The sequence below is a fragment of the Variovorax sp. PDC80 genome, assembly GCF_900115375.1.
GTDB lineage: Bacteria > Pseudomonadota > Gammaproteobacteria > Burkholderiales > Burkholderiaceae_C > Variovorax.
Window position 1 is genome coordinate 22,148 of sequence record NZ_FOWG01000018.1, and the last position, 20,791, is coordinate 42,938.

At 69.4% G+C, this 20,791-nt stretch carries 20 protein-coding genes; 11 read left to right on the top strand and 9 right to left on the bottom strand.

Annotation, left to right across the window (positions count from 1 at the left end; genetic code table 11):
- Positions 1-86 precede the first annotated feature (86 nt).
- Genes BM109_RS36255 through BM109_RS36270 form a run of 4 tightly spaced genes read left to right on the top strand, consistent with a single transcriptional unit; the run spans position 87 to position 4,693 of the window.
- On the top strand, positions 87-1,472 hold the full coding sequence (locus tag BM109_RS36255; RefSeq protein ID WP_093354175.1) for an MFS transporter: 1,386 nt from the start codon (positions 87-89) through the stop codon (positions 1,470-1,472).
- Positions 1,469-2,674: a CaiB/BaiF CoA transferase family protein gene (locus tag BM109_RS36260; protein ID WP_093354177.1), complete on the top strand. Its 1,206-nt coding sequence runs from the start codon at positions 1,469-1,471 to the stop codon at positions 2,672-2,674. The genes BM109_RS36255 and BM109_RS36260 overlap by 4 nt, the downstream gene beginning before the upstream one ends.
- Entirely contained in the window at positions 2,671-3,678 is a 1,008-nt protein-coding gene (locus BM109_RS36265; RefSeq protein WP_093354179.1) for a hydroxymethylglutaryl-CoA lyase, read from the top strand. Before BM109_RS36260 ends, BM109_RS36265 begins: the two co-directional genes overlap by 4 nt.
- A 46-nt stretch (positions 3,679-3,724) precedes the next feature.
- On the top strand, positions 3,725-4,693 hold the full coding sequence (locus BM109_RS36270) for a Bug family tripartite tricarboxylate transporter substrate binding protein (RefSeq protein WP_093354181.1): 969 nt from the start codon (positions 3,725-3,727) through the stop codon (positions 4,691-4,693).
- Between the two features lie 67 nt (positions 4,694-4,760).
- Here the strand turns inward: BM109_RS36270 and BM109_RS36275 are convergent, their stop codons facing one another.
- The 3 genes from BM109_RS36275 to BM109_RS36285 form a co-directional block, all read right to left on the bottom strand.
- A complete protein-coding gene (locus tag BM109_RS36275; protein WP_093354184.1) occupies positions 4,761-6,716 on the bottom strand; it encodes a TRAP transporter large permease in 1,956 nt (651 codons plus the stop codon).
- Positions 6,713-7,342, bottom strand: a complete 630-nt coding sequence (locus BM109_RS36280) for a TRAP transporter small permease subunit (RefSeq protein WP_093354186.1) — start codon at positions 7,340-7,342, stop codon at positions 6,713-6,715. Before BM109_RS36280 ends, BM109_RS36275 begins: the two co-directional genes overlap by 4 nt.
- A 126-nt stretch (positions 7,343-7,468) precedes the next feature.
- A complete protein-coding gene (locus tag BM109_RS36285) occupies positions 7,469-8,584 on the bottom strand; it encodes a TRAP transporter substrate-binding protein (RefSeq protein WP_093354188.1) in 1,116 nt (371 codons plus the stop codon).
- 226 nt (positions 8,585-8,810) lie between these two features.
- On the opposite strand from BM109_RS36285, the gene BM109_RS36290 reads away from it, so the two are divergent.
- Positions 8,811-9,221: a rhodanese-like domain-containing protein gene (locus tag BM109_RS36290; protein WP_093354456.1), complete on the top strand. Its 411-nt coding sequence runs from the start codon at positions 8,811-8,813 to the stop codon at positions 9,219-9,221.
- A gap of 4 nt (positions 9,222-9,225) precedes the next feature.
- Here the strand turns inward: BM109_RS36290 and BM109_RS36295 are convergent, their stop codons facing one another.
- The 3 genes from BM109_RS36295 to lysM all read right to left on the bottom strand — a co-directional run bounded on the left by BM109_RS36295 (position 9,226) and on the right by lysM (position 10,822).
- Positions 9,226-9,672 (bottom strand): DNA-binding protein, encoded by a 447-nt coding sequence (locus BM109_RS36295; protein ID WP_093354190.1) that lies wholly within the window; start codon positions 9,670-9,672, stop codon positions 9,226-9,228.
- Complete coding sequence (locus tag BM109_RS36300; protein WP_093354193.1) at positions 9,620-10,249, bottom strand: nucleotidyltransferase domain-containing protein; 630 nt, start codon at positions 10,247-10,249, stop codon at positions 9,620-9,622. The genes BM109_RS36295 and BM109_RS36300 overlap by 53 nt, the downstream gene beginning before the upstream one ends.
- Before the next feature lie 108 nt (positions 10,250-10,357).
- On the bottom strand, positions 10,358-10,822 hold the full coding sequence (gene lysM, locus BM109_RS36305; RefSeq protein ID WP_093354195.1) for a peptidoglycan-binding protein LysM: 465 nt from the start codon (positions 10,820-10,822) through the stop codon (positions 10,358-10,360).
- Positions 10,823-10,956: 134 nt separating this feature from the next.
- Between lysM and BM109_RS36310 the strand changes: the two genes are divergently transcribed.
- Positions 10,957-11,739, top strand: coding sequence for a type III pantothenate kinase (locus BM109_RS36310; RefSeq protein ID WP_093354459.1), 783 nt, complete (start codon positions 10,957-10,959; stop codon positions 11,737-11,739).
- 10 nt (positions 11,740-11,749) lie between these two features.
- Here BM109_RS36310 and BM109_RS36315 read toward each other — a convergent pair whose 3' ends face one another.
- Complete coding sequence (locus BM109_RS36315) at positions 11,750-13,015, bottom strand: DUF445 domain-containing protein (protein ID WP_256223014.1); 1,266 nt, start codon at positions 13,013-13,015, stop codon at positions 11,750-11,752.
- Between the two features lie 10 nt (positions 13,016-13,025).
- Complete coding sequence (gene argE / locus BM109_RS36320) at positions 13,026-14,192, bottom strand: acetylornithine deacetylase (RefSeq protein ID WP_093354197.1); 1,167 nt, start codon at positions 14,190-14,192, stop codon at positions 13,026-13,028.
- Between the two features lie 103 nt (positions 14,193-14,295).
- On the opposite strand from argE, the gene BM109_RS36325 reads away from it, so the two are divergent.
- Positions 14,296-15,501, top strand: a complete 1,206-nt coding sequence (locus tag BM109_RS36325) for a glycerophosphodiester phosphodiesterase (RefSeq protein WP_093354200.1) — start codon at positions 14,296-14,298, stop codon at positions 15,499-15,501.
- Positions 15,502-15,507: 6 nt separating this feature from the next.
- Here BM109_RS36325 and BM109_RS36330 read toward each other — a convergent pair whose 3' ends face one another.
- Positions 15,508-16,422: a LysR family transcriptional regulator gene (locus tag BM109_RS36330; RefSeq protein ID WP_093354202.1), complete on the bottom strand. Its 915-nt coding sequence runs from the start codon at positions 16,420-16,422 to the stop codon at positions 15,508-15,510.
- Between the two features lie 109 nt (positions 16,423-16,531).
- Between BM109_RS36330 and BM109_RS36335 the strand changes: the two genes are divergently transcribed.
- The 4 genes from BM109_RS36335 (at position 16,532) to BM109_RS36350 (ending at position 20,783) form a co-directional block, all read left to right on the top strand.
- Positions 16,532-17,863 carry a nucleobase:cation symporter-2 family protein gene (locus BM109_RS36335; RefSeq protein ID WP_093354204.1) on the top strand — a complete coding sequence of 444 codons (1,332 nt, stop codon included), beginning with the start codon at positions 16,532-16,534 and terminating at the stop codon, positions 17,861-17,863.
- Positions 17,864-17,893: 30 nt separating this feature from the next.
- Positions 17,894-18,397 (top strand): nucleoside deaminase, encoded by a 504-nt coding sequence (locus tag BM109_RS36340; RefSeq protein ID WP_218159447.1) that lies wholly within the window; start codon positions 17,894-17,896, stop codon positions 18,395-18,397.
- A 74-nt stretch (positions 18,398-18,471) separates the two neighbouring features.
- Positions 18,472-19,674 (top strand): M20 aminoacylase family protein, encoded by a 1,203-nt coding sequence (locus tag BM109_RS36345; protein WP_093354208.1) that lies wholly within the window; start codon positions 18,472-18,474, stop codon positions 19,672-19,674.
- Positions 19,671-20,783, top strand: a complete 1,113-nt coding sequence (locus BM109_RS36350) for a M14 family metallopeptidase (RefSeq protein ID WP_093354210.1) — start codon at positions 19,671-19,673, stop codon at positions 20,781-20,783. The genes BM109_RS36345 and BM109_RS36350 overlap by 4 nt, the downstream gene beginning before the upstream one ends.
- Positions 20,784-20,791 lie beyond the last annotated feature (8 nt).

The window sequence follows — 20,791 nt, forward strand, 5'->3', positions numbered from 1 at the left end:
TGTCGTTCTCCCGCGCGGCCGCGCTGCCCAGAATCCGGGCAACGAATGCGGTGTCGTGCTGGCGAGCCGCGCAGACAAAGGCTCCCATGGCTACCCCCACTTCCCTCCTCGACGACGACGGCGCCATCGTGCGCAAGGTCGCGTGGCGAATCATGCCGCTCATCATGGTGTGCTATCTCTTCGCCTTCTTCGACCGCATCAACATCAGCTTCGCCAAGTTCGCGCTGCAGAGCGACCTGGGCCTGAGCGACACCGCCTACGGCTTCGGCGCCGGCCTGTTCGTGGTCGGCTACGTGCTGTTCGAGGTGCCGAGCAACCTGATGCTCTACAAGGTCGGCGCGCGGCGCTGGATCGCGCGCATCATGGTCTCGTGGGGCGTGGCCACCGCGCTCATGATGTTCGTGCAGACCGAGTGGCAGTTCTATGCGCTGCGCTTCGTGATCGGCGCGATGGAAGCGGGCTTCGCGCCCGGCGTGCTGTTCTACCTCACGCTGTGGTTCCCCGCCGCGCACCGCGGCCGCATCACCTCGATGCTGTTCCTGGCCTCGGCCTTCGCGGGCCTGTTCGGCGCGCCGGCCGCGGGCCTGGTGCTCGCGCACTTCGACGGCCTGCTCGGCATGGCCGGCTGGCACTGGCTGTTCCTGGTCGGCGGGCTGCCGTGCATCGCGCTCGGCCTGCTGGTGTTCGTGCGGCTCGACGACCGCATCGCCGACGCGCACTGGCTCACGCCCGACGAGCGCACGCGGCTGTCGCTGCGCATCGCCGAGCAGGGCGGCGCGGCCGGCGCCCACGGCTCGCTGCTCGACGCGCTGAAGACGCCGGGCTTCCTCATGCTCGGGCTGATCTACTTCCTGATCCAGGTCGCGTCCTATGGTCTCAACTTCTGGGCCCCGCACCTGATCCGCGCCTCGGGCAGCACCGATCCCACGGCGATCGGCCTGCTGACGGCCGTGCCCTACCTGTGCGGCGCGATCGCGATGGTGGTGGTCGGGCGGCTGTCGGACCGCAGCGGCGAGCGCCGCCGCTTCGTGATCGCGCTGCTGCTGCTCGCGGCCATCGGCTTCTTCGCGGCCGGCCTGTTCGACCACCACACCGACCTGCTGGTGCTCGCGCTGGCCGTGATGGGCGCGGGCGTGATCGCCTCGATCCCGGCCTTCTGGGCGCTGCCGCCCAAGCTGGTGAGCGGCGCGGCCGCGGCCGGCGGCATCGCGCTGATCAACACCCTGGGCCAGCTCGGCGGCATCGTGAGCCCGGTGATGGTGGGCCGCATCAAGGACCTGAGCGGCAGCACCACGCCCGCGCTCTACGTCATCGGCGCGCTGGCGCTGCTGTGCGCGGCGCTGCTGGCCTTCGCGCTGCCCGAATCGCTGCGCCGGCGCGAGCCGCGCCCGTCGGCCGCTTCACGTTCCCCCGCGAGCGGCGCGCTGCATGCGTCCGGCATCGCCTTCGCCGAGAAAGCCCCCAAGCCATGAACCTTCCCCTGAGTCCCGGCGCGCTGCAAGGCCTGCGCGTCATCGAGATGGGCCAGCTGATCGCCGGCCCCTTCGCCGGCAAGACGCTCGGCGAGTTCGGCGCCGACGTGATCAAGATCGAGCCGCCCGGCAGCGGCGACCCGCTGCGCAACTGGCGCCTGCTGCAGGACGGCACCTCGGTCTGGTGGCAGGTGCAGTCGCGCAACAAGCGCTCGCTGGCGCTCGACCTGCGCAGCGAGGAGGGCCAGCAGATCGCGCGCCGGCTGATCGCCGAGGCCGACGTGCTGATCGAGAACTTCCGCCCCGGCACGCTCGAGGGCTGGGGCATGGGCTACGAGGTGCTGCGCGAGCGCAACCCGGGCCTGGTCATGCTGCGCATCTCGGGCTATGGCCAGACCGGCCCCTACCGCGACCTGCCGGGCTTCGGCGCCATCGGCGAGGCGATGGGCGGGCTGCGCCACCTCACGGGCGAGCCGGGCCGGGTGCCGGTGCGCTGCGGCATCTCGATCGGCGACACGCTGGCCGCGCTGCACGGCACCATCGGCGTGCTGACCGCGCTCTACCACCGCAAGGTCAACGGCGGCCACGGCCAGGTCATCGACGTGGCGCTCAACGAGGCGGTGTTCAACGTGATGGAGAGCCTGGTGCCCGAGTACAGCGCCTTCGGCGCGGTGCGCGAGGCCGCGGGCAGCGCGCTGCCGGGCATCGCGCCCTCGAACGCCTACCGCTGCGCCGACGGCTACGTGCTGATCGCGGGCAACGGCGACAGCATCTTCCGCCGGCTCATGCAGCGCATCGGCCGCGACGACCTCGGCGCCGATCCCGCGCTCGCGAACAACGCGGGCCGCGTGGCGCGCGTGGCCGAGATCGACCAGGCGATCGAGGCCTGGACGCTGCCGCAGTCGGTGGCGACGGTGCTCGAAGTCCTCGGCGCGGCGCGCGTGCCCGCGGGCAAGGTCTACACCGCGAAGGACATCGCCGAGGACCCGCACTACCGCGCGCGCGAGATGCTGCTGCGCCAGTCCACGCGCGACGGCCACGAGATCGAGGTGCCCGGCGTGGTGCCCAAGCTCATGGGCACGCCGGGCACGGTGCGTTCCTCGGCGCCGCGGCTGGGCGACGACACCGACGCGGTGCTCGGCGAGATCGGATTCACATCGGAAGACATCGCCGCCTTGCGCGGCAGGAAGGTGGTTGCATGAACGACGCGGTCTGGAACGGAAGAACATTCGACGGCGATCGCCGCGTGCGGATGTGCGAGGTGGGCCTGCGCGACGGCCTGCAGGTCGAGGCGGCCTTCGTGCCGACCGAGGACAAGATCGCGCTGTGCAACGCGCTCTCGCGCGCCGGCATGGCGAAGATCGAGGTCTCGGCCTTCGTCTCGCCGCAGGCCATTCCCGCGCTGCGCGACGCCGAGGTGGTGCTGCGCGAGATCGAGCGCGTGGACGGCGTGGCCTACACCGCGCTGGTGCCCAACGTGCGCGGTGCCGAGCGCGCCATCGATGCGCGCGTGGACGAGATGAACCTCGTGATGTCGGCCAGCGAGAGCCACAACCTCGCCAACCTGCGCATGATGCGCGAGCAGTCGTTCCGCGCGCTGGCCGAGGTGGCCGCGCTCGCGCGCCAGGCCGGCGTGGCGGTCAACGTCTCGCTGTCGTGCAGCTTCGGCTGCCCGATCGAGGGCGACGTGGCCGAGGCCGGCGTGCTCGGCTGGTGCGAGCGCTTCGTCGAGGAGCTCGGCGCCGGCGGCGTCACCCTGTGCGACACCACCGGCATGGCCTGGCCCGGCCAGGTGCACGGGCTCGCGCGCGCCTTCCTGCAGCGCTGGCCCGGCACCGAGCTCACGCTGCACTTCCACAACACGCGCGGCATGGGGCTGGCCAACGTGCTGGCCGGCATCGACGCCGGCGCGCGCCGCTTCGATGCCTCGATCGGCGGCATCGGCGGCTGCCCCTATGCGCCGGGCGCCACCGGCAACGTCTGCAGCGAGGAGATCGTGCATGCGCTCGAGCTCTCGGGCTGGGACACCGGCGTCGACCTCGCGCGCGTGATCGAGGCCGCGCGCCGGCTGCCGGCGCTGATCGGCCACGACATCCCGAGCCAGATCGTCAAGGCCGGCCGCCGGCTCGACCTGCATGCGCCGCCGGCGGACTTCGAGGCCACGCGCGAACGCGCGCTGGCGCGCGAGGCCGCGCGCGCGCACTGAGACCGCTTCGCTTCCCTTTCATTCCACAAGACCAGGAGACATTCGCATGCAACCCCTTCGCTTCATCGCCGCGCTCGCAGCGGCCGCGCTGCTCGCCGGCCCGGCCCTGGCCCAGACCTATCCCTCCAAGCCGATCACGATGCTGGTGCCCACGGCCGCCGGCGGCACCACCGACATCGCGGGGCGCATGCTCGCCGACCCGCTGGGCAAGGCGCTGGGCCAGCCGGTGGTGGTCGACAACCGCGGCGGCGCCAGCGGCGTGATCGCGGCGGTGGCGGTCAAGCGCGCCGAGGCCGACGGCCACACGCTGCTGATGCAGTACTCGGGCTACCACGTGATCTCGCCCCACGTCACGAAGCAGAAGGCGCAGTGGGTGCCCGAGGACTTCCGCGCCGTGGCCAACGTGCTGAGCGCGCCGCAGGTGGTGGTGGTGCGCGAGGGCCTGCCGGTGAAGACCATGGCCGAGCTGATCGCCTATGCCAAGGCCAACCCGGGCAAGCTGACCTATGCCTCCTCGGGCCCGGGCTCGCTGCAGCACGTGACCGGCGCCATGCTCGAGCAGCAGGCCGGCATCCAGCTCACGCACATCCCCTACAAGGGCACCGGCCCGGCGCTGCAGGACCTGCTGGGCGCGCAGGTCGACATGACCTTCGGCACGCCGCCGCCGTTCATGCCCTTCATCCAGTCGGGCAAGCTGCGCGCGGTGGCCGTCACCGGCAAGGCGCGCGTGGCCTCGCTGCCCAACGTGCCGACCGCGGCCGAGGTCGGGCTGCCGAACCTCGACGCGACCTCGTGGTTCGCCGTGTTCGCACCCGCGAAGACGCCGCAGCCCGTGATCGACAAGCTCAGCGCCGAGATCGCCAAGGTGGTGGCCACGCCGGCCTTCCAGCAGAAGGCCGCCGAGCTCGGCGCCACGGCCGACTACATGAGCCCGCAGAAGCTCGCCGACTACAGCAAGGCCGAGTCCCTGCGCTGGGGCAAGGTGGTCGAGGCCGCGAAGATCGAAGGCGAGTGAGACCGCGCGCATGGCGGCGGTCGGTGGTCGGCCGCCGCCATGCGTTTCCCCTCCGCCGTCGTTCTTACTACTTGTAGAGCAGCTGCGGCAGCCACAGGCCGATCTGCGGCCACATGTAGAGCAGGAAGATCGCGAAGATCTGGATGCCCATGAAGGGCAGCATGCCGAGGAAGATCTGGTTCAGCGTCACATGCGGCGGGCTCACGCCCTTGAGGTAGAAGGCCGCCATCGCCACCGGCGGCGACAGGAAGGCGGTCTGCAGGTTCAGCGCCACCAAGAGGCCGAAGAACAGCGGATCGACGCCGAAGTTGTCGAGCAGCGGGATGAAGATCGGCATGAAGATCACGATGATCTCGGTCCACTCGAGCGGCCAGCCGAGCAGGAAGATGATCACCTGGCTCAGCAGCAGGAACTGCACCTTCGTGAGGTTCATGCTCAGCACCCATTCCTCGACCAGCGCCTGGCCGCCGAGCAGCGCGAAGGCGGCCGAGAAGATGGCCGAGCCCACGAACAGCCAGCACACCATCGCCGAGGTCTTGGCGGTGAGGAACACCGACTCCTTGAGCACCGCGAGGTTGAGCCGCCGGTAGGCCGCCGCCAGCAGCATGCCGCCGAGCGCGCCCATGGCCGCGGCCTCGGTGGGCGTGGCCAGGCCCAGCACGATCGAGCCCAGCACCGAGAGGATCAGCAGCACCAGCGGGAAGAAGGAGGCCAGCAGCATCTTGAAGATCTCGAGCCGCGCGAAGCTCAGGAACAGGTAGAACAGCGCCGTGATCGCGCCGAGCACCGAGAAGGTCGCGACCCACCAGGTGGGCGGCGGCCGGGTGCTGGCGCCGGCCGGCGCGGTCTGCGCGGTCTGCGCGACGGCGGGCGCGGGCGCCGCCGGCGGTGCTTCGGCGCCCGGCGGTTCGGCGACGGCGCCGGCCGCGGGCTCCTCGCTCGGCGGTTCCTGCAGCCCGCCCTCGCTCGGCGGCTCCTGCAGGCCACCTTCGGCCGGCGGTTCCTGCAAGCCGCCCGAACTGCTGCCGCTGCCGCTGCTGCTGCCGCGCGACGCACCGATCTCCTCGATGTCGTAGCGCGCCTCGGCCTCGACCGTGGTCACGGCCTGGTAGCTGCCCAGCGCCAGCAGCGCGTAGATGACGGCGGGCAGCGCCACGATGCCGAGCTGCCTGAGCACGTGTGAGAGCGGCACCTCGGCATTGCGCCGGCCCTTGAGCAGGCCCAGCAGCGCATGCGCCGACGGGCTGGCCGCGATCCGCTGCGTCAGCGGCGGCAGCGGCACCACGCGCTCGGCGGCCGACAGCGGCGGTGCCCACTGCGGCTTGAGCTTGGCGATCAGGATCACGTAGACCACGTAGAGGCCGGCCAGCATCAGGCCCGGGAAGAAGGCGCCCGCGTAGAGCTGCACCACCGACACGCCGGCGGTGGCGCCGTAGACGATCAGCAGCACCGAGGGCGGGATCAGGATGCCGAGGCAGCCGCCCGCCGTGATCGCGCCCGCGGCCAGCGGCACGCTGTAGCCGCCGCGCAGCATCGCGGGCAGCGCCAAGAGGCCCATCAGCGTGACCACCGCGCCGACGATGCCGGTGGCGGTCGCGAAGATGGTGCAGGTCACGAGCGTGGCGACCGCGAGCGCGCCCGGCAGCCGCGCGAGCGCGAGGTGCAGGCTCTTGAACAGCGACTCGATCAGGTTGGCGCGCTCGACCAGGTAGCCCATGAAGACGAACAGCGGCACGGCGATCAGCACGTCGTTGGCCATGGTCTTGTAGGCCGACTGCACCATCAGGTCGAGCGTGCGGTGCCAGTCGCGCTCGTAGGCCAGGAAGGTGAAGAGCATGCCCATGCCCATCAGCGTGAAGGCGGTGGGAAAGCCCAGCATGATCGCCACCACGACGAGCGACAGCATCAGCAGGCCCAGGTGGCCGTTGGTGATGGTCTCGGCGCGCAGCAGCATGGTGGCGCCGGCGATCACGACCAGCGCCATGAAGGTGAGGCCGAACCAGAGTTCGCGGCGGATCTTCATCGCGCGCCCTCCCGTGCCTCGTTGGCGACCACCACGCGGTCGAGCGCGGCGATGTCGGCGTCCTTCACGTGCACCATCTCCTTGAGCTTCTCGACGTCGACCTCCTCGACGTCCTGCTCGCGCGAGGGCCAGGCGCCGTCGCGGATGCACTGCACGCAGCGGATGATCTCGACGAAGCCCTGCAGCAGCAGGGTGAAGCCCGCGAGCGGGATGATGAACTTGAACGGGTACAGCGGCAGCGGCTCGGCCGAGAAGGTCTGTTCGCGGATCGCGAGCGCCTCGCTCGCGTAGATCCAGCCGGCCCAGGTCAGCGCGACGATGCCGGGCAGGAAGAAGACGATGTAGAGCACCAGGTCGACCAGCGCCTGCGTGCGCGGCCTGAAGAAGCCATAGAGCACGTCGCCGCGCACGTGGCCGTTCTTCGAGAGCGTGTAGGCCCCGGCGGTCATGAACATGGCGCCGTAGAGCATGATCTGCGCGTCGAGCACCCAGGCATGCGGGCGGTTGAGCACGTAGCGCGAGAACACCTCCCAGCTGATCAGCAGCGTGAGCAGCAGGGCACACCAGGCGAAAGTCTTGCCGATCCACGTCGAGAACCGGTCGACCGCCAACAGGAAGGATTGCATCGGGACGAAACTCCTCGCCGGGCGCTGCGCGCGTCGTGCGCGGCCAGCGTTAGGCGAAATCGGGAATGAGAAGAGGGCACCCGCCTCGGGGTGCCCTCGCGTTCTTTCTCTGGCCGGAAGACCCGTTCAGGTCTTTTTGGCCTGCCGTCCGAAGTAGTGGTTGTAGGCCATCTTGAAATCGACCGAGTAGTCGTTCTGCCACTGGCCCGCGCGCTCGGCGAAGGCGCGCTGCGAATCGAGCACCTTCTTGAACAGCGGGTTCTCGGCCGACTTCTTCGCGATGGTCTTGTCCCACGAGGCGAGCTGCGCGCGCAGCACCGTGTCGGGCGTCTTGTAGAACTTGATGCCGCTCTTCTTGAGCTCCTCGTAGTCCTTGGAGTTGCGGTCGATCGCCTTCCAGCTCATGTCGGCGCTCGCGGCCTGGGTCGCGTACTCGATCACGGCCTTGAGCTCGGGCGGCAGCGCGCGCAGCTTGGGGCCGTTCCACAGCACCTCGAACTGCTCGCCGCACTGGTGGAAGCTCTGCAGCATGCAGTTCTTGGCCACGTCGGGGAAGCCCAGCACGCGGTCGCTCGAGGCGTTGTTGAACTCGGCCGCGTCGATCAGGCCGCGGTCGAGCGCGGGCACGATCTCGCCGCCGGGCAGCGGGTTCACGGCCGCGCCCATGTCGGTGAACACGTCGACCGCGAGGCCCACGGTGCGGAACTTCAGGCCCTTCATGTCCTCGGCCTTGGACACCGGCTTCTTGAACCAGCCCAGCGGCTGCGTGGGCATCGGACCGTAGAGGTACGAGGCGACGTCGAGGTTGAGGCTCTTGTAGATCTCCTCCATCAGCGCCTTGCCGCCGCCGTAGGTGTGCCAGGCCAGGATCATGTTGGCGTCCATGCCGTAGCCCGGGCCCGAACCCCAGAGCGCGAGCGCGGAGTTCTTGCCGTACCAGTAGGCGACCACGCCGTGGCCGCCGTCGAGCGTGCCCTTGGCGACGGCGTCGAGCAGCTGGAAGGCCGGCACCACCGAGCCCGCGGGCAGCACCTCGATCTTGAGGCGGCTGCCGGCCATGTCGTTGACCTTCTTGGCGTAGTCCTGCGCGTACTCGTGGAAGATGTCCTTGGCCGGCCAGGTGCTCTGGAAGCGCAGGGTGGTGGTCTGGGCCATGGCGACCATCGGCGCCGACATGGCGCCCGCGGCCACCGCGGCGCCCTTGAGCAGGCTGCGACGGCGGGTCGGTTTGCTGTCTGTCATGTTGTCTCTCTCCATAGGTCTGACTGGGGAAATCCCAGGCCGCCTCTTGGAGTTATGGTTGACAGGCCAAGCCGCCATCTTTGGCGCGCAAGCAAAACACGACAAACAGGGTTTTCACGAACCGGTGAAAAATTTCACCATCCGACGGCCACCGGGAACCGGTAAAGATGGCCGCCGCTTCGTGGGAACCCTCTTGCCATCGATCGAATTGGAAGGAATGCAGAAGATGACCGAACCCGTGGGTGAAAAAGGCTATGCCGGCGACGTGACGCCCGAACAGGCGGCGCAATGGATGGCCAGCGGCGAGGCCGTGCTGGTCGACGTGCGCACCGATGCCGAGCGCGAGTGGGTCGGCTTCGTGCCGGGCGCGGTGCCGCTGGCGTGGAAGCAATGGCCGGGGATGGCGTTGAACCCCGGCTTCGACGAGGGCGTGCGTGCGGCTGGCGAGGGTGGGAAGAAGGTGGTGCTGTTGTGCCGCAGCGGTGTGCGTTCGATCGCGGCTGCGAAGCGGGCGACTGAGCTGGGGGTGGAGGCTTACAACATCCTCGAGGGGTTCGAGGGGAACCCGGATGAGAGCGGGCACCGGGGGCAGGTCGGTGGGTGGCGCAAGCGGGGGTTGCCCTGGAAGCAGAACTGAGCCGCTAAGGGGACAGCAGATCGGGCCGATGGGCGCGCAGCCAACCCTCGGCACCAGCCAGCAATTGCGCGGCCTGGTCGATGCAGGCCTGGAGCGCGGCATTGGAGATCGGGTCGCCCTCGTAGTCGCTCACGTTGCGTTGCCGGCGCAGCGCATCGAGCACGATGATGTCCGGTTGCGCCACGCCGATCGTCAGCCCCAGGCTCTGGATGGCCGTCTGGTGATGGCCCGGTTGGCTGGTGGCCGTGCGGTAGCCGTTGGCCCACAGGCCCAGCATCGCGCATTGCATGATGCACTTGTAGGCCGCATCGAAGCGGTTGTCGGTGCTGACCTGTGCGACATGCGCGTCGGCCAGGTTGCGACGCGCCGCCTGAAGCAGCTTGGCGATGCCCGCGGCGTCAGGCTGGTGGACCTGCAGCCGCCCGATCGCCTGCAAGTTCTGCAAGCTCATCCGCTCCTCCCTTCACGAGCAGTTTGGGTTTGGCGAGTATGTCGCGTGCGAAGGCATCGCCGGCGCGTGCGCGCCGTGCAAATTCCTCGGTTGTGTAGAGCACCGTGTTCACTTCGCGGCCCAGCGTCGCGTGCAGGGGAAACACCGCCTGCGCGAGCGTCATGAAGTCGACGCTGCCCAGCACGAGCAGATCCACGTCGCTGCCGGGCGATGGCGTGCCGCGCGCGATCGAGCCGAAGACCAGCGCGAACCGGATCTGCGCATCCAGCGGTGCCAGCGCTTCGCGCACGGCAGGCACCACGCCATGTGTCTTGCGAAACATCGCCGCGAGGTCCTCGAACAGGGGATGGCGGGTGTCGGCGTTGTAGCGCACCTGGTTGCCTTGTTCGCTGCGCTTCAGCAGACCGGTGCGCGCCAGCTTGTCCACCTCGCGCGCGAGCGTGCCCGCATGGCTGTCGGTCAGGCGCGCCAGCTCGCGCAGATGGAACGCGGACTGCGGCTGCAGCAGCAGCACCGCCAGCACGCGCTGCCGCGCGGCGGGGAACAGCAGGTCCATCAAGGAAGAATCGTTGCTCATTGGGCGACGATTGTTGCTATTGAGGCGACATTCGGCAAGTCGCCGAGTTCAAAGAAAAAGGCCCGCGGGCAAGCCGCGGGCCTTTTCCTGTGAGGGTCGCGCCGAAGCTCAGTTCAACGGCGGAATCCGCAGCTTCTGCCCCGGATAGATCTTGTCCGGATGCGAAAGCATCGGCTTGTTCGCCTCGAAGATCGCGTTGTACTTGTTGGCGTCGCCGTAGTACTTCTTGGAGATGGCCGACAGCGTGTCGCCCTTGACCACGTCGTGGTACTGCGCGGGCGGTGCCGCGGGCGCGACCAGGTTGTTCTCCACGCTCGTCACGTTGGCCACGTTGCCGGCCGCGAGCGAGGCTTTCTCGCTGGCTTCCTGCGAGGGTGCGTTGCCCGCCAGCGTCACGATGCCGGTGCTCGCGACATAGGTCACGGCGAGGTTCGTGAGGCCGAGGTTCTGCGTCTCGATGTAGGTCTTGATGGCGGCAGCGGCCTTGTCGTTGGCATCGGGTTCGGCCGCCTGGGCCGACGAGCCGCCGAACAGCTTCTCACCCGCTTCCTTGATGAAACTCAACAATCCCATGGTTCTCTCCTTGGTCGGTGGTCGATGGAATTCGCGAATGTAGCGGCGCGCCGGGGTGCCCCTGCGTAGTCCCCGACCGCGACCGACAACACCGCGACAGCAGGAATCGTCACAAAGTCGCAATAATGCCGCGCATGTCCGCAGCCACCGCTCCCTTTCTCGCGATCGACATCGGCAACACGCGCCTCAAGTGGGCGCTCTACGATGCGGCTCGCCCCGGCGCCGCCCTGCTGGCGCAGGGTGCAGAGTTCCTCGATCACATCGAGCGGCTCGCCGACGGCCCCTGGGCCGATCTTCCATCGCCTTCCAGCATGCTCGGCTGCGTCGTCGCCGGCGATGCGCTGCGCCGCCGCGCCGAGGAGCAGGTGGTCGAGCGCTTCGACTGTCCGCCGCGCTGGGTCATGCCCAGCCTTGCCGAGGCCGGCATCGTCAACGGCTACGACCATCCCACGCGCCTCGGCGCCGACCGCTGGGTCGCCATGATCGGCGCGCGCCACCGCATGCTGCGCGAAGGCGCGCCGCGGCCCATGGTGGTGGTGCTGATCGGCACCGCGGTCACGGTCGAGGCCGTCGATGCCGACGGCAAGTTCCTCGGCGGCCTGATCCTGCCGGGCCACGGCATCATGCTGCGCGCGCTCGAGTCGGGCACCGCGGGCCTGCACGTGCCCACCGGCGAGGTGCGCGAATTCCCCACCAACACCAGCGACGCGCTGACCAGCGGCGGCACCTACGCCATCGCCGGCGCGGTCGAGCGCATGGTGCAGCACGTGCGCTCGCACTGCGGCGCCGAGCCGGCCTGCTACATGACCGGCGGCGCGGGCTGGAAGATGGCGCCCGTGATGAACGGCCACTTCGAGCTGGTCGAGAGCCTGATCATGGACGGGCTGCTGGTGATCGCGCAGCAACGCGCCGGCTGAGGCTCGCCGCTCAGGCGCGCAGCAGCTGCGTTGCCGCGTGGATGAGCAGCCCCACGAGCCCGCCCACCAGCGTGCCGTTGACGCGGATGAACTGCAGGTCGCGCCCGATGTTGCGCTCGAGCTCGGCCGTCATCTCCTCGGTGTTCCACTGCGCCACGCGCTCCACGATGTAGCGCCGGATGTCCTCGCGGTAGCGCTCGATCGCGAGCGGCGCCGCGGCCTCGATCTGCTCGTTGATCCAGCGCCGGATCGCCTCGTCGCCCTGCAACCGCTGGCCGAGCGCGGCCGCCATCGACGCGATGCGGCGGCGGATCGTCGAATCGCCGCGGCCGAGGTCCTCGTGCAGCCAGGCCAGCAGCTCGCCCCACAGCCCGTGCAGGTAGTCGCCCAGCGCCGGGTGCGCGATCAGCTCGGCGCGGATGCGCTCGCCGCGCGCGTGGAATTCGGGGTCGTGCTGCAGCCGCACGATGAAGTCGTCGACGAAATGGTCGAAGCGCCGCCGCATCGGATGCGCGGGCTCGGCCGCGAGCTCGGCGATGGTGTGGGCCACGGCCGCCACGATCTTGCGCGTGGCCAGGCGCGCCGCCACCTGGTCGAGGCCCACGAAGCGCAGCGTCTTGATCTCGCGCGCGATCGCCTCCGTGATGTGCGCCTGCACCTCCTCGCCGTCGAGCACGCCCGCGAGCTGCTCGAGCACGCCGTCGAGCAGCGCCTGGTGGCGCCCGCCCGCGGTCAGCGCGCCCAGCGTCTGGCCCATGAGCTGCGACAGGTCGATCTTCTCGAGCCCGGCCGCCGCGGCCTTGCCGATGAAGTCGCGCACGCGCGCGTCGTCGAAGGCCGAGAGCCCGTAGCGCGTGGCGGCCACGCCCCATTCGCCGAGCCGCTCGCCGCTGGCCGGCCGCGCGAGCCACTCGGCCATGCGGCCGGCCGGATCGAACTCGCGCAGCTTCGCGAGCACCTGCGCGGTGCTCAGGAAGTTGTTGCAGATGAAGCCCGCGAGCTTGGCGCCGATGCGGTCCTTGTTGCTCGGGATGATCGCGGTGTGCGGGATCGGCAGCCCCAGCGGATGGCGGAACAGCGCCACCACCGCGAACCAGTCGGCGATGGCGCCGACCATCGCGGCCTCGGCGAAGGCCGCGAGGTAGCCGAACACCGGGTGCCGGTCGTGCAGCACCGTGGCGACCGCATAGAGCGCCGCGGCGGCGCACAGCAGGCCCAGCGCCACGCGCTTCATGCGCCGCAGCGCGTCGTCGCCCTCGGCCGCCGGGGTCGTCAACGCAGCCTGTTCAGCCGATGGCCGGCGAGGACGCCAGGCGGTGCATGAACAGCTCGCAGCGCGCGAGCTGGTCGAGGCTCACGTACTCGTCGGGCTGGTGCGCCTGCTCGATGCTGCCGGGGCCGCACACCACGGTGGGGATGCCGGCGTTCTTGAACAGGCCCGCCTCGGTGCCGAAGGCCACCAGCGTGGTGCGCTCCTCGCCCGCCAGGCGCTGCGCCAGCTTGGTGATGGCGTCGTTGGCGCTGCCGAGGAAGCTCGGGATCTCGCAGATGGTGTCGAAGCTGAAGCCGGCGTCGGGCGCGACCTTCTTCATCGCCGGCTCGAGCGAGCCCGCATAGGCCAGCACCTCCTGCTGCATGCGCTTCGCGTCGGCCGTCGGCAGGTCGCGGAACTCGTAGCGGAACTCGGCGTCGCGCGGCACCACGTTGTCGGCGATGCCGCCGTGGAACTGGCCCACGCTGGCGGTGCTGAAGGGCACGTCGAAGCCCTCGTAGCGCGGCTCGTCGCGCTCGAAGCCCTCGGCCATGTCGCGCACCTTGCCGATCACGCGCGCGGCCATCTCGATGGCGTTGACCGACTTCGGCGTGAGCGAGGAGTGCGCCTCCTTGCCGCGCACGCAGCACTTGTAGCGGTACACGCCCTTGTGGGCGATGGCCGGCACCATGCTCGTGGGTTCGCCCACGATGCAGGCCAGCGGCTTGATGCCCGCGTCGCGCATGTCGGCGATCAGCTCCTTCACGCCGAAGCAGCCGATCTCCTCCTCGTAGCTGAAGGCGAAGTGCACTGCGAAGGGGGCCTCGCTCTCGAGGAAGCGGTGCGCATTGGCCAGCGCCACCGCGATGAAGCTCTTCATGTCGGCCGAGCCGCGGCCGTACAGGCGCCCGTCGCGCACCGTGGCCGAGAGCGGGTCGACGCTCCAGTCCTGGCCGTCCCAGGGCACCGTGTCGGTGTGGCCCGAGACGATCACGCCGGCCGGCTTGCCTTCGCCCAGCGTGGCGAACAGGTTGGCCTTGGTGCGTTCGGCGTTGTAGGTGATGCGGCTCTTCACGCCGAGGGCGGCGAGATGGGCCTGCGCGAAGTCGATCAGCTGGAGGTTGCTGTTGGCGCTGATGGTGTTCATGCGCACCAGGGCCTGGGCCAGCGCGAGGCTTTGGGGGGAAAGCGTGTGGGACATGCAACACATTCTCCCGGAACTCGGCGCGGCGCGTGCACGGCGGTCGAGGTCGTCACACGAAGCGGATACCCTGCGCCTTCCTTTTGGACGGAGAAACAGGATCATGCGCACTGTTCGGATCGTTTTCAACGCCACGGCCCTCGCCACCGCCACCCTGGTCCTCGCGGCCTGCGGCACCACCGGTTCCGGCGGTCCGGGCAAGCTGCTCACGCTCGACGGCAAGCCGCCGCTGGTCATCGCGCACCGCGGCGCCTCGGGCTACCTGCCCGAGCAGACGCTCGAGGCCTATGCGCGCGCCATCGAACTGGGCGCCGACGTGATCGAGATGGACCTGGTGTCGACCAAGGACGGCGTGCTGATCGCGCGCCACGATCCCAACCTCGCGATCAGCACCGACGTGGCCAGGCACCCGCGCTTCGCCGCGCGCAAGAAGACCATCAAGGTCGACGGCGAGACCCAGACCGGCTGGTTCAGCAACGACTTCACGCTGGCCGAGATCAAGACCCTGGGCGGCATCTCGACCGACGCCGAGCGGCCGCAGGAGTTCAACGGCAAGTTCAAGGTCGTGACCTTCCAGGAGATCATCGATTTCGCGAAGGCCAAGTCGAAGGAGACCGGCCGCACCATCGCGATCTATCCCGAGACCAAGAACCCGACCTACTTCCGCGACCTCGGGATGCCGATGGAGGACAAGGTCATCGCCGCGATCAACGCGGCCGGCTGGAACAGCAAGACCGCGCCGATCTACGTGCAGTCCTTCGAGCCCGGCAGCCTCAAGTACATGAAGAGCAAGGGCCTGAACACGAAGATCATCCAGCTGATCGACGGCGACGGCATCGACCTCAAGACCGGCGCCATGACCTATGCCGTGCCGGTGGACCGCCCCTACGAATGGACCAAGGCCGGCGACAAGCGCAACTTCGACGTCATGGTCACGCCCGCGGGCCTGGCCGAGATCAAGACCTATGCCGACGGCATCGGGCCGTGGAAGCGCTACATCGTGAGCATCAAGGGCATCATCGGCCCCGACGGCAAGCCGGTCGACGTCAACAAGGACGGCAAGGTCAACGATGCCGACGCCACCTCGATGGCGCCGACCACGCTGATCGCCGACGCCCACAAGGCCGGCCTGTTCGTGCACCCCTTCACCTTTCGCGACGAGTCGCGCCGCCTCGCCTCCGACTACGACAAGGACGGCAGGAACGAGTACCGCCTCTACTACCAGCTCGGCGTGGACGGCGTGTTCACCGACTTCACCGACACCGCGCTGGCCGCGCGCGCCGACTACCTGAAGAGCATCGGCCGCTGAGGTCGTTCAAAAAGCGGTCGGATGGCCGCCGCTGTCGGTCTCCGACACCTTGAGGCGCGCGAGTTCGTCGCGCAGCCAGCCGCCCGCCTGGCCCAGCGGACGCGCCTTGTTCCACAGCAGGTCGACGCCCAGCAGCCAGTCGGTGTGCGGGTAGGCCTCGAGCTGCAGCTCGACCAGCTCGCCCGCGGCCAGTTCGCGCCGCACCAGCAGGCGCGGCAGCGTGGCCCAGCCCAGGCCCGCGTGCGTCATCTCGAGCAGCGCGAGGTAGCTCTCGGCGCGCCAGCAGCGCGTGGCATCGAGGTACTCGGTGGTGGGCAGCCGCTCGCTGTGCGCGCTGAAGGCGAGCCGGCGGTGCCGGTGCAGCTCGCCGAAGCTCACCGTGGGCAGGGCCGCGAGCGGATGCGTGCACGCCGCGACGTGCGCCATCACCAGCTTGCCCATCTGCACGAACGCCAGCTCGCGCGCATAGCCGGGCTGCGCGAAGCCGATGCCCAGCTGCGCCTCGCCCTGGCGCACCAGCACGCTGACGTCGCCGTGCAGCGGATGCCGCACCTCGAGGTCGACGTGCGGGAAGCGCTCGGCGAAGGCCGAGAACACCGGCATCAGCACGTTGTAGGGAATCTCGATCGCCAGCGTGAGGCTGGCCTCGACCGCGTCGGCGAGGCTTTGCGCATGGCCCTCGAGCGCGAGGCAGCGGTCGAGCACGCCATGGGCCTCGCGCAGCAGGCGGCGGCCGGCCTCGGTCAGCGCGGGGATCTTGGTCGCGCGGTCGAACAGCGCCACGCCGAGGTCGACCTCGAGGTTGCCGATGGCCGCGCTCACGGTCGACTGGGTCTTGCCGAGCTGGCGTGCCGCCGCCGAAAAGGAGCCGGCGCGCGCCACGGCGGCCAAGGTCTCGAGCTGGTCCAGCGAATAGCGCACGGTCCGTCTTCCATCGAAAAAAACGATCGATATTAACTTTGACCCATGACGGAGGAAATCGATCATCCGATCGCGACTCGACCCACAACGCCAACGCGGAGACTTTTCGATGACCCCTTCTTCCGGCGTCCACCCCGTGGACGAAGTGCTGCCCCCGCAGCAGATGGCCAGCTACGGCCTGCAGCACGTGCTGGTGCTCTACGCGGGCGCGGTGGCGGTGCCGCTGATCCTGGGCGGTGCGCTCGGCCTCACGCCCGCGCAGGTCGTGACCCTGATCAACGCCAACCTGCTGACCTCGGGCATCGCCACCCTGATCCAGACCCTGGGCTGCTGGAAGTTCGGCGCGCGGCTGCCGCTGGTGCAGGCCTGCTCGTTCATCGCGCTGGCGCCGATGATCATGATCGGCAAGGAATACGGCCTGCCGCACGTGTTCGGTGCCGTCATCGCGGGCGGCGCGATCACGGTGCTGCTGGCACCGACCATCAGCCGGCTGCTGCGCTTCTTCCCGCCGGTGGTGATCGGCAGCCTGATCACCGTGATCGGCATCTCGCTGATGCCGGCCGCCGCGATCTGGCTCGGCGGCGGCAACCCCGACGCGCCGGACTTCGGCAGCGCGCCGAACCTGCTGCTGGGCCTCGCCACCGTCGCCATCACGCTGGGCATCTATGCGCGCTTCGGTGGTTTCGTCGGCAACCTCGCGGTGCTGCTCGGGCTGGTGGCGGGCACGGCGATTGCTGCGGTTTTCGGGCTCACCGATTTCGCGCAGGTGGGCCACGCGGCATGGTTCGAATTCAGCGCGCCCTTCGCCTTCGGCCTGCCCGCGTTCGGGCTGGCACCGATCCTGATCATGACGCTCGCGATGATGGTCATCATGGCCGAGACCACCGGCAACTGCCTGGCCATCGGCCAGATCGTCGGCCGCCCCGCGACGCCGGCCACGCTCGGCAACGCCTTCCGCGCCGACGGGCTGTCGACCATGATCGGCGGCGTCTTCAACAGCTTTCCGTACAACGCCTTCACGCAGAACACCGGGCTGATCGCGCTGTCGGGCATCAAGAGCCGCTACGTGGTGGCCTCGGCCGGCGCGATCATGGTGCTGATGGGCCTGTTTCCCAAGCTCGGTGCCCTGATCGCCTCGGTGCCGCGGCCGGTGCTCGGCGGCTGCGCGATCGTGATGTTCGGCATGACCACGGTGGCGGGCATCCAGGAACTCTCGCGCGTGCGCTTCGAGGGCACGCGCAATGCGATCGTGGTGGCGGTGTCGGTCAGCGTGGGCGTGCTGCCGATGTCGTTCCCGGCGCTGTTCGCGCAGGCCGCCGGGCCGCTCAAGCTGGTGCTCGAGAGCGGCATCTTCCTGGCCGCGATCACGGCGGTGCTGCTGAACCTGCTGCTCAACCGCGGTGCCGCCGGGCAGGAAGCGCCGGCGGCCGCGACGCACTGATCCCAGACCTTCACAATGAATTCGACCGACATGAACACAGCTCCCTCCCTGTCCCCACGCGACCTCGAACTGCTGCGCATGACGATCGCGCTGTCCGAGGAATCGAAGGCCCGCGGTCGTCATCCCTTCGCCGCGCTGGTGGCGAACGAGCATGGCGAGGTCGTCGTCACGGCCGGCAACAACTCGATGCCGCCCGAGGGCGATCCCACGCAGCATGCCGAGCTGGTCGCGGCCGCGCAGGCGGCGCGGCTGCTCACGCCCGAGCAACTCGCGCGCTGCACGCTCTACACCAGCGCCGAGCCCTGCTGCATGTGCGCCGGCGCGATCTACTGGACCAACATCGGCCGCGTGGTCTATGCGCTGTCGGAGCACGCACTGCTCGGCCTCACGGGCGACCATCCGGAAAACCCGACCTTTTCGCTGCCCTGCCGCGAAGTCTTCGTGCGCGGCCAGCGGCAGGTGGAGGTCGTCGGACCGGTGCTCGAGGACGAGGCGGCCGCGCCGCACCGCGGCTTCTGGACCCACACCCCATGAAGCCCTTGGGTCGGGTGTTTTCCGACGTGCCCGGAAATGCCTTAGTGGATAGACTGGCGTTTTGAGAGCAAGCCATGAAACTCATCGATTCGCTCGTCACGCAGGCGGCCGGCATCGCCGCCGTCCGACGTGACCTCCACGCCCACCCCGAACTCTGCTTCGAAGAAGTCCGCACCGCCGACGTGGTCGCGGGCAAGCTCACCGAATGGGGCATCCCGATCCACCGCGGCCTCGGCACGACCGGCGTGGTGGGCATCGTCAAGAACGGCACCAGCAACCGCGCGGTCGGCCTGCGTGCCGACATGGATGCGCTGCCGGTCACCGAGCTCAACACCTTCGCGCATGCGAGCAAGCACCACGGCAAGATGCACGCCTGCGGCCACGACGGCCACACGGCGATGCTGCTTGCCGCGGCGCAGCATCTGGCCAAGAACCGCAACTTCGACGGCACCGTCTACCTGATCTTCCAGCCGGCCGAGGAGGGCGGCGGCGGCGCGCGCGAGATGATCAAGGAGGGGCTGTTCGAGCAGTTCCCGATGGACGCCGTGTTCGGCATGCACAACTGGCCCGGCATGAAGGCCGGCCAGTTCGCGGTGAGCCCGGGCCCGGTGATGGCCTCGGGCAACAAGTTCTACGTCAACGTGGTGGGCAAGGGCGGCCATGCGGCGCTGCCGCAGACCGGCATCGACCCGGTGCCGATCGCCTGCGAGATCGTGCAGGCCTTCCAGACCATCCTCACGCGCAAGATGAAGCCGACCGATTCGGCCGTGATCTCGGTCACCACCATCCATGCCGGCGAAACCAACAACGTGATCCCCGACAACTGCGAGCTGTCGGGCACGGTGCGCACCTTCTCGCTCGAGGTGCTCGACATGATCGAGGCGCGCATGAAGCAGATCTGCGACCACATCTGCGCGGCGCACGACGCCACCTGCGAGTTCCGCTTCGAGCGCTACTACCCGCCCACCATCAACACCGAGGCCGAGGCCGACTTCGCGCGCCGCGTGATGGGCGGCATCGTCGGCCCCGAGAACGTGCTCAAGCAGGAAGCCGCCATGACCTCGGAAGACTTCGCCTTCATGCTGGAGGCCAAGCCCGGCGCCTATGCCTTCATCGGCAACGGCGACGGCGCGCACCGCGACGTGCACCACGGCGAGGGCCCGTGCACGCTGCACAACGCCAGCTACGACTTCAACGACGACCTGATCCCGCTGGGCGCCACCTGCTGGGTGCAGATCGCCGAGCAGTACCTCGCCACCGGCGCCGCTCGGAAATGATCGGCATCGGCGAGGCTTTCGCGCCGCGCTATGCGCAGGCGCGCCAGAAATTCCTGCAGGCCTGCCTGAGCGCAGGCCTGACCGTGGAACCCCACCTGCTGCCGATGCGCGGGCGCGACGGCGAGGAACTCTCGTGCGACGTGGCCTTCGACGGCGCGCCCGATGCCGACCGGCTGCTGATCCTCAGCAGCGGCTGCCACGGCGTGGAGGGCCACTGCGGCAGCGGCGTGCAGGTGTTCGCGCTGCACGACGCCGAGTGGCGCGAGAAGGCGCGCTCGGCCGGCGTGGCGGTGCTCTACGTGCATGCGCTCAATCCGCACGGCTTCTCGTTCGGCCGCCGCGTGACGCAGGAGAACGTCGACCTGAACCGCAACTTCGTCGACTTCACGCAGCCGCTGCCGGTCAATGCCGCCTATGCCGAGCTGCATGCGCTGCTCGTGCCCGACACCTGGCCGCCCACGGCCGAGAACCAGGCCGCGGTCAATGCCTGGATCGAGAAGAACGGCATCGGTGCCTACCAGACCGCGGTGAGCGGCGGCCAGTACCAGTTCGAGGACGGCCTGTTCTTCGGCGGCAAGGCGCCGACCTGGAGCCACCGGATGATCCGCGCCGTGCTGCGCCGCCACACGCGGCGCACGCGCCGGCTGGCCTGGATCGACCTGCACACCGGCCTGGGCCCGAACGGCATCGGCGAGCGCATCTTCGCCTGCCGCGACGACAAGAGCGCCTACGAGCGCGCCAACGCCTGGTGGGGCAACGGCGCCGGCCAGGCCGACGCGGCGCCGGTCACCTCGATCTACGACGGCTCCTCGACCTCGGCGCTGCTGCGCGGCCTGATGTGGGATGCCGTCTACGACGAATGCCCGCAGGCCGAGTACACCGGCATCGCGATGGAGTACGGCACGGTGCCGGTGCTCGACGTGCTGACCGCGCTGCGCGGCGACCACTGGCTGCACCGCCATCCCGAGGCGCCGGCCGACCTGTCGGACGCGATCCGCCGGCGCACGCTCGAGGCCTTCTACACCGACACCGATGCCTGGCGCGGCCAGATCGTGAGCCAGGCGCGGCAGGCCATGTTCCAGGCCGCCGACGGGCTCAGCGGGCGCTGAGCCGCTCG

Excerpts from the sequence above, each read along its gene's own strand:
- BM109_RS36255 (WP_093354175.1), top strand. The coding sequence starts at position 87 with ATGGCTACCCCCACTTCCCTCCTCGACGACGACGGCGCCATCGTGCGC.
- BM109_RS36260 (WP_093354177.1), top strand. The coding sequence starts at position 1,469 with ATGAACCTTCCCCTGAGTCCCGGCGCGCTGCAAGGCCTGCGCGTCATC.
- BM109_RS36265 (WP_093354179.1), top strand. The coding sequence starts at position 2,671 with ATGAACGACGCGGTCTGGAACGGAAGAACATTCGACGGCGATCGCCGC.
- BM109_RS36270 (WP_093354181.1), top strand. The coding sequence starts at position 3,725 with ATGCAACCCCTTCGCTTCATCGCCGCGCTCGCAGCGGCCGCGCTGCTC.
- BM109_RS36275 (WP_093354184.1), bottom strand. The coding sequence starts at position 6,716 with ATGAAGATCCGCCGCGAACTCTGGTTCGGCCTCACCTTCATGGCGCTG.
- BM109_RS36280 (WP_093354186.1), bottom strand. The coding sequence starts at position 7,342 with ATGCAATCCTTCCTGTTGGCGGTCGACCGGTTCTCGACGTGGATCGGC.
- BM109_RS36285 (WP_093354188.1), bottom strand. The coding sequence starts at position 8,584 with ATGACAGACAGCAAACCGACCCGCCGTCGCAGCCTGCTCAAGGGCGCC.
- BM109_RS36290 (WP_093354456.1), top strand. The coding sequence starts at position 8,811 with ATGACCGAACCCGTGGGTGAAAAAGGCTATGCCGGCGACGTGACGCCC.
- BM109_RS36295 (WP_093354190.1), bottom strand. The coding sequence starts at position 9,672 with ATGAGCTTGCAGAACTTGCAGGCGATCGGGCGGCTGCAGGTCCACCAG.
- BM109_RS36300 (WP_093354193.1), bottom strand. The coding sequence starts at position 10,249 with ATGAGCAACGATTCTTCCTTGATGGACCTGCTGTTCCCCGCCGCGCGG.
- lysM (WP_093354195.1), bottom strand. The coding sequence starts at position 10,822 with ATGGGATTGTTGAGTTTCATCAAGGAAGCGGGTGAGAAGCTGTTCGGC.
- BM109_RS36310 (WP_093354459.1), top strand. The coding sequence starts at position 10,957 with ATGTCCGCAGCCACCGCTCCCTTTCTCGCGATCGACATCGGCAACACG.
- argE (WP_093354197.1), bottom strand. The coding sequence starts at position 14,192 with ATGTCCCACACGCTTTCCCCCCAAAGCCTCGCGCTGGCCCAGGCCCTG.
- BM109_RS36325 (WP_093354200.1), top strand. The coding sequence starts at position 14,296 with ATGCGCACTGTTCGGATCGTTTTCAACGCCACGGCCCTCGCCACCGCC.
- BM109_RS36335 (WP_093354204.1), top strand. The coding sequence starts at position 16,532 with ATGACCCCTTCTTCCGGCGTCCACCCCGTGGACGAAGTGCTGCCCCCG.
- BM109_RS36340 (WP_218159447.1), top strand. The coding sequence starts at position 17,894 with ATGAACACAGCTCCCTCCCTGTCCCCACGCGACCTCGAACTGCTGCGC.
- BM109_RS36345 (WP_093354208.1), top strand. The coding sequence starts at position 18,472 with ATGAAACTCATCGATTCGCTCGTCACGCAGGCGGCCGGCATCGCCGCC.
- BM109_RS36350 (WP_093354210.1), top strand. The coding sequence starts at position 19,671 with ATGATCGGCATCGGCGAGGCTTTCGCGCCGCGCTATGCGCAGGCGCGC.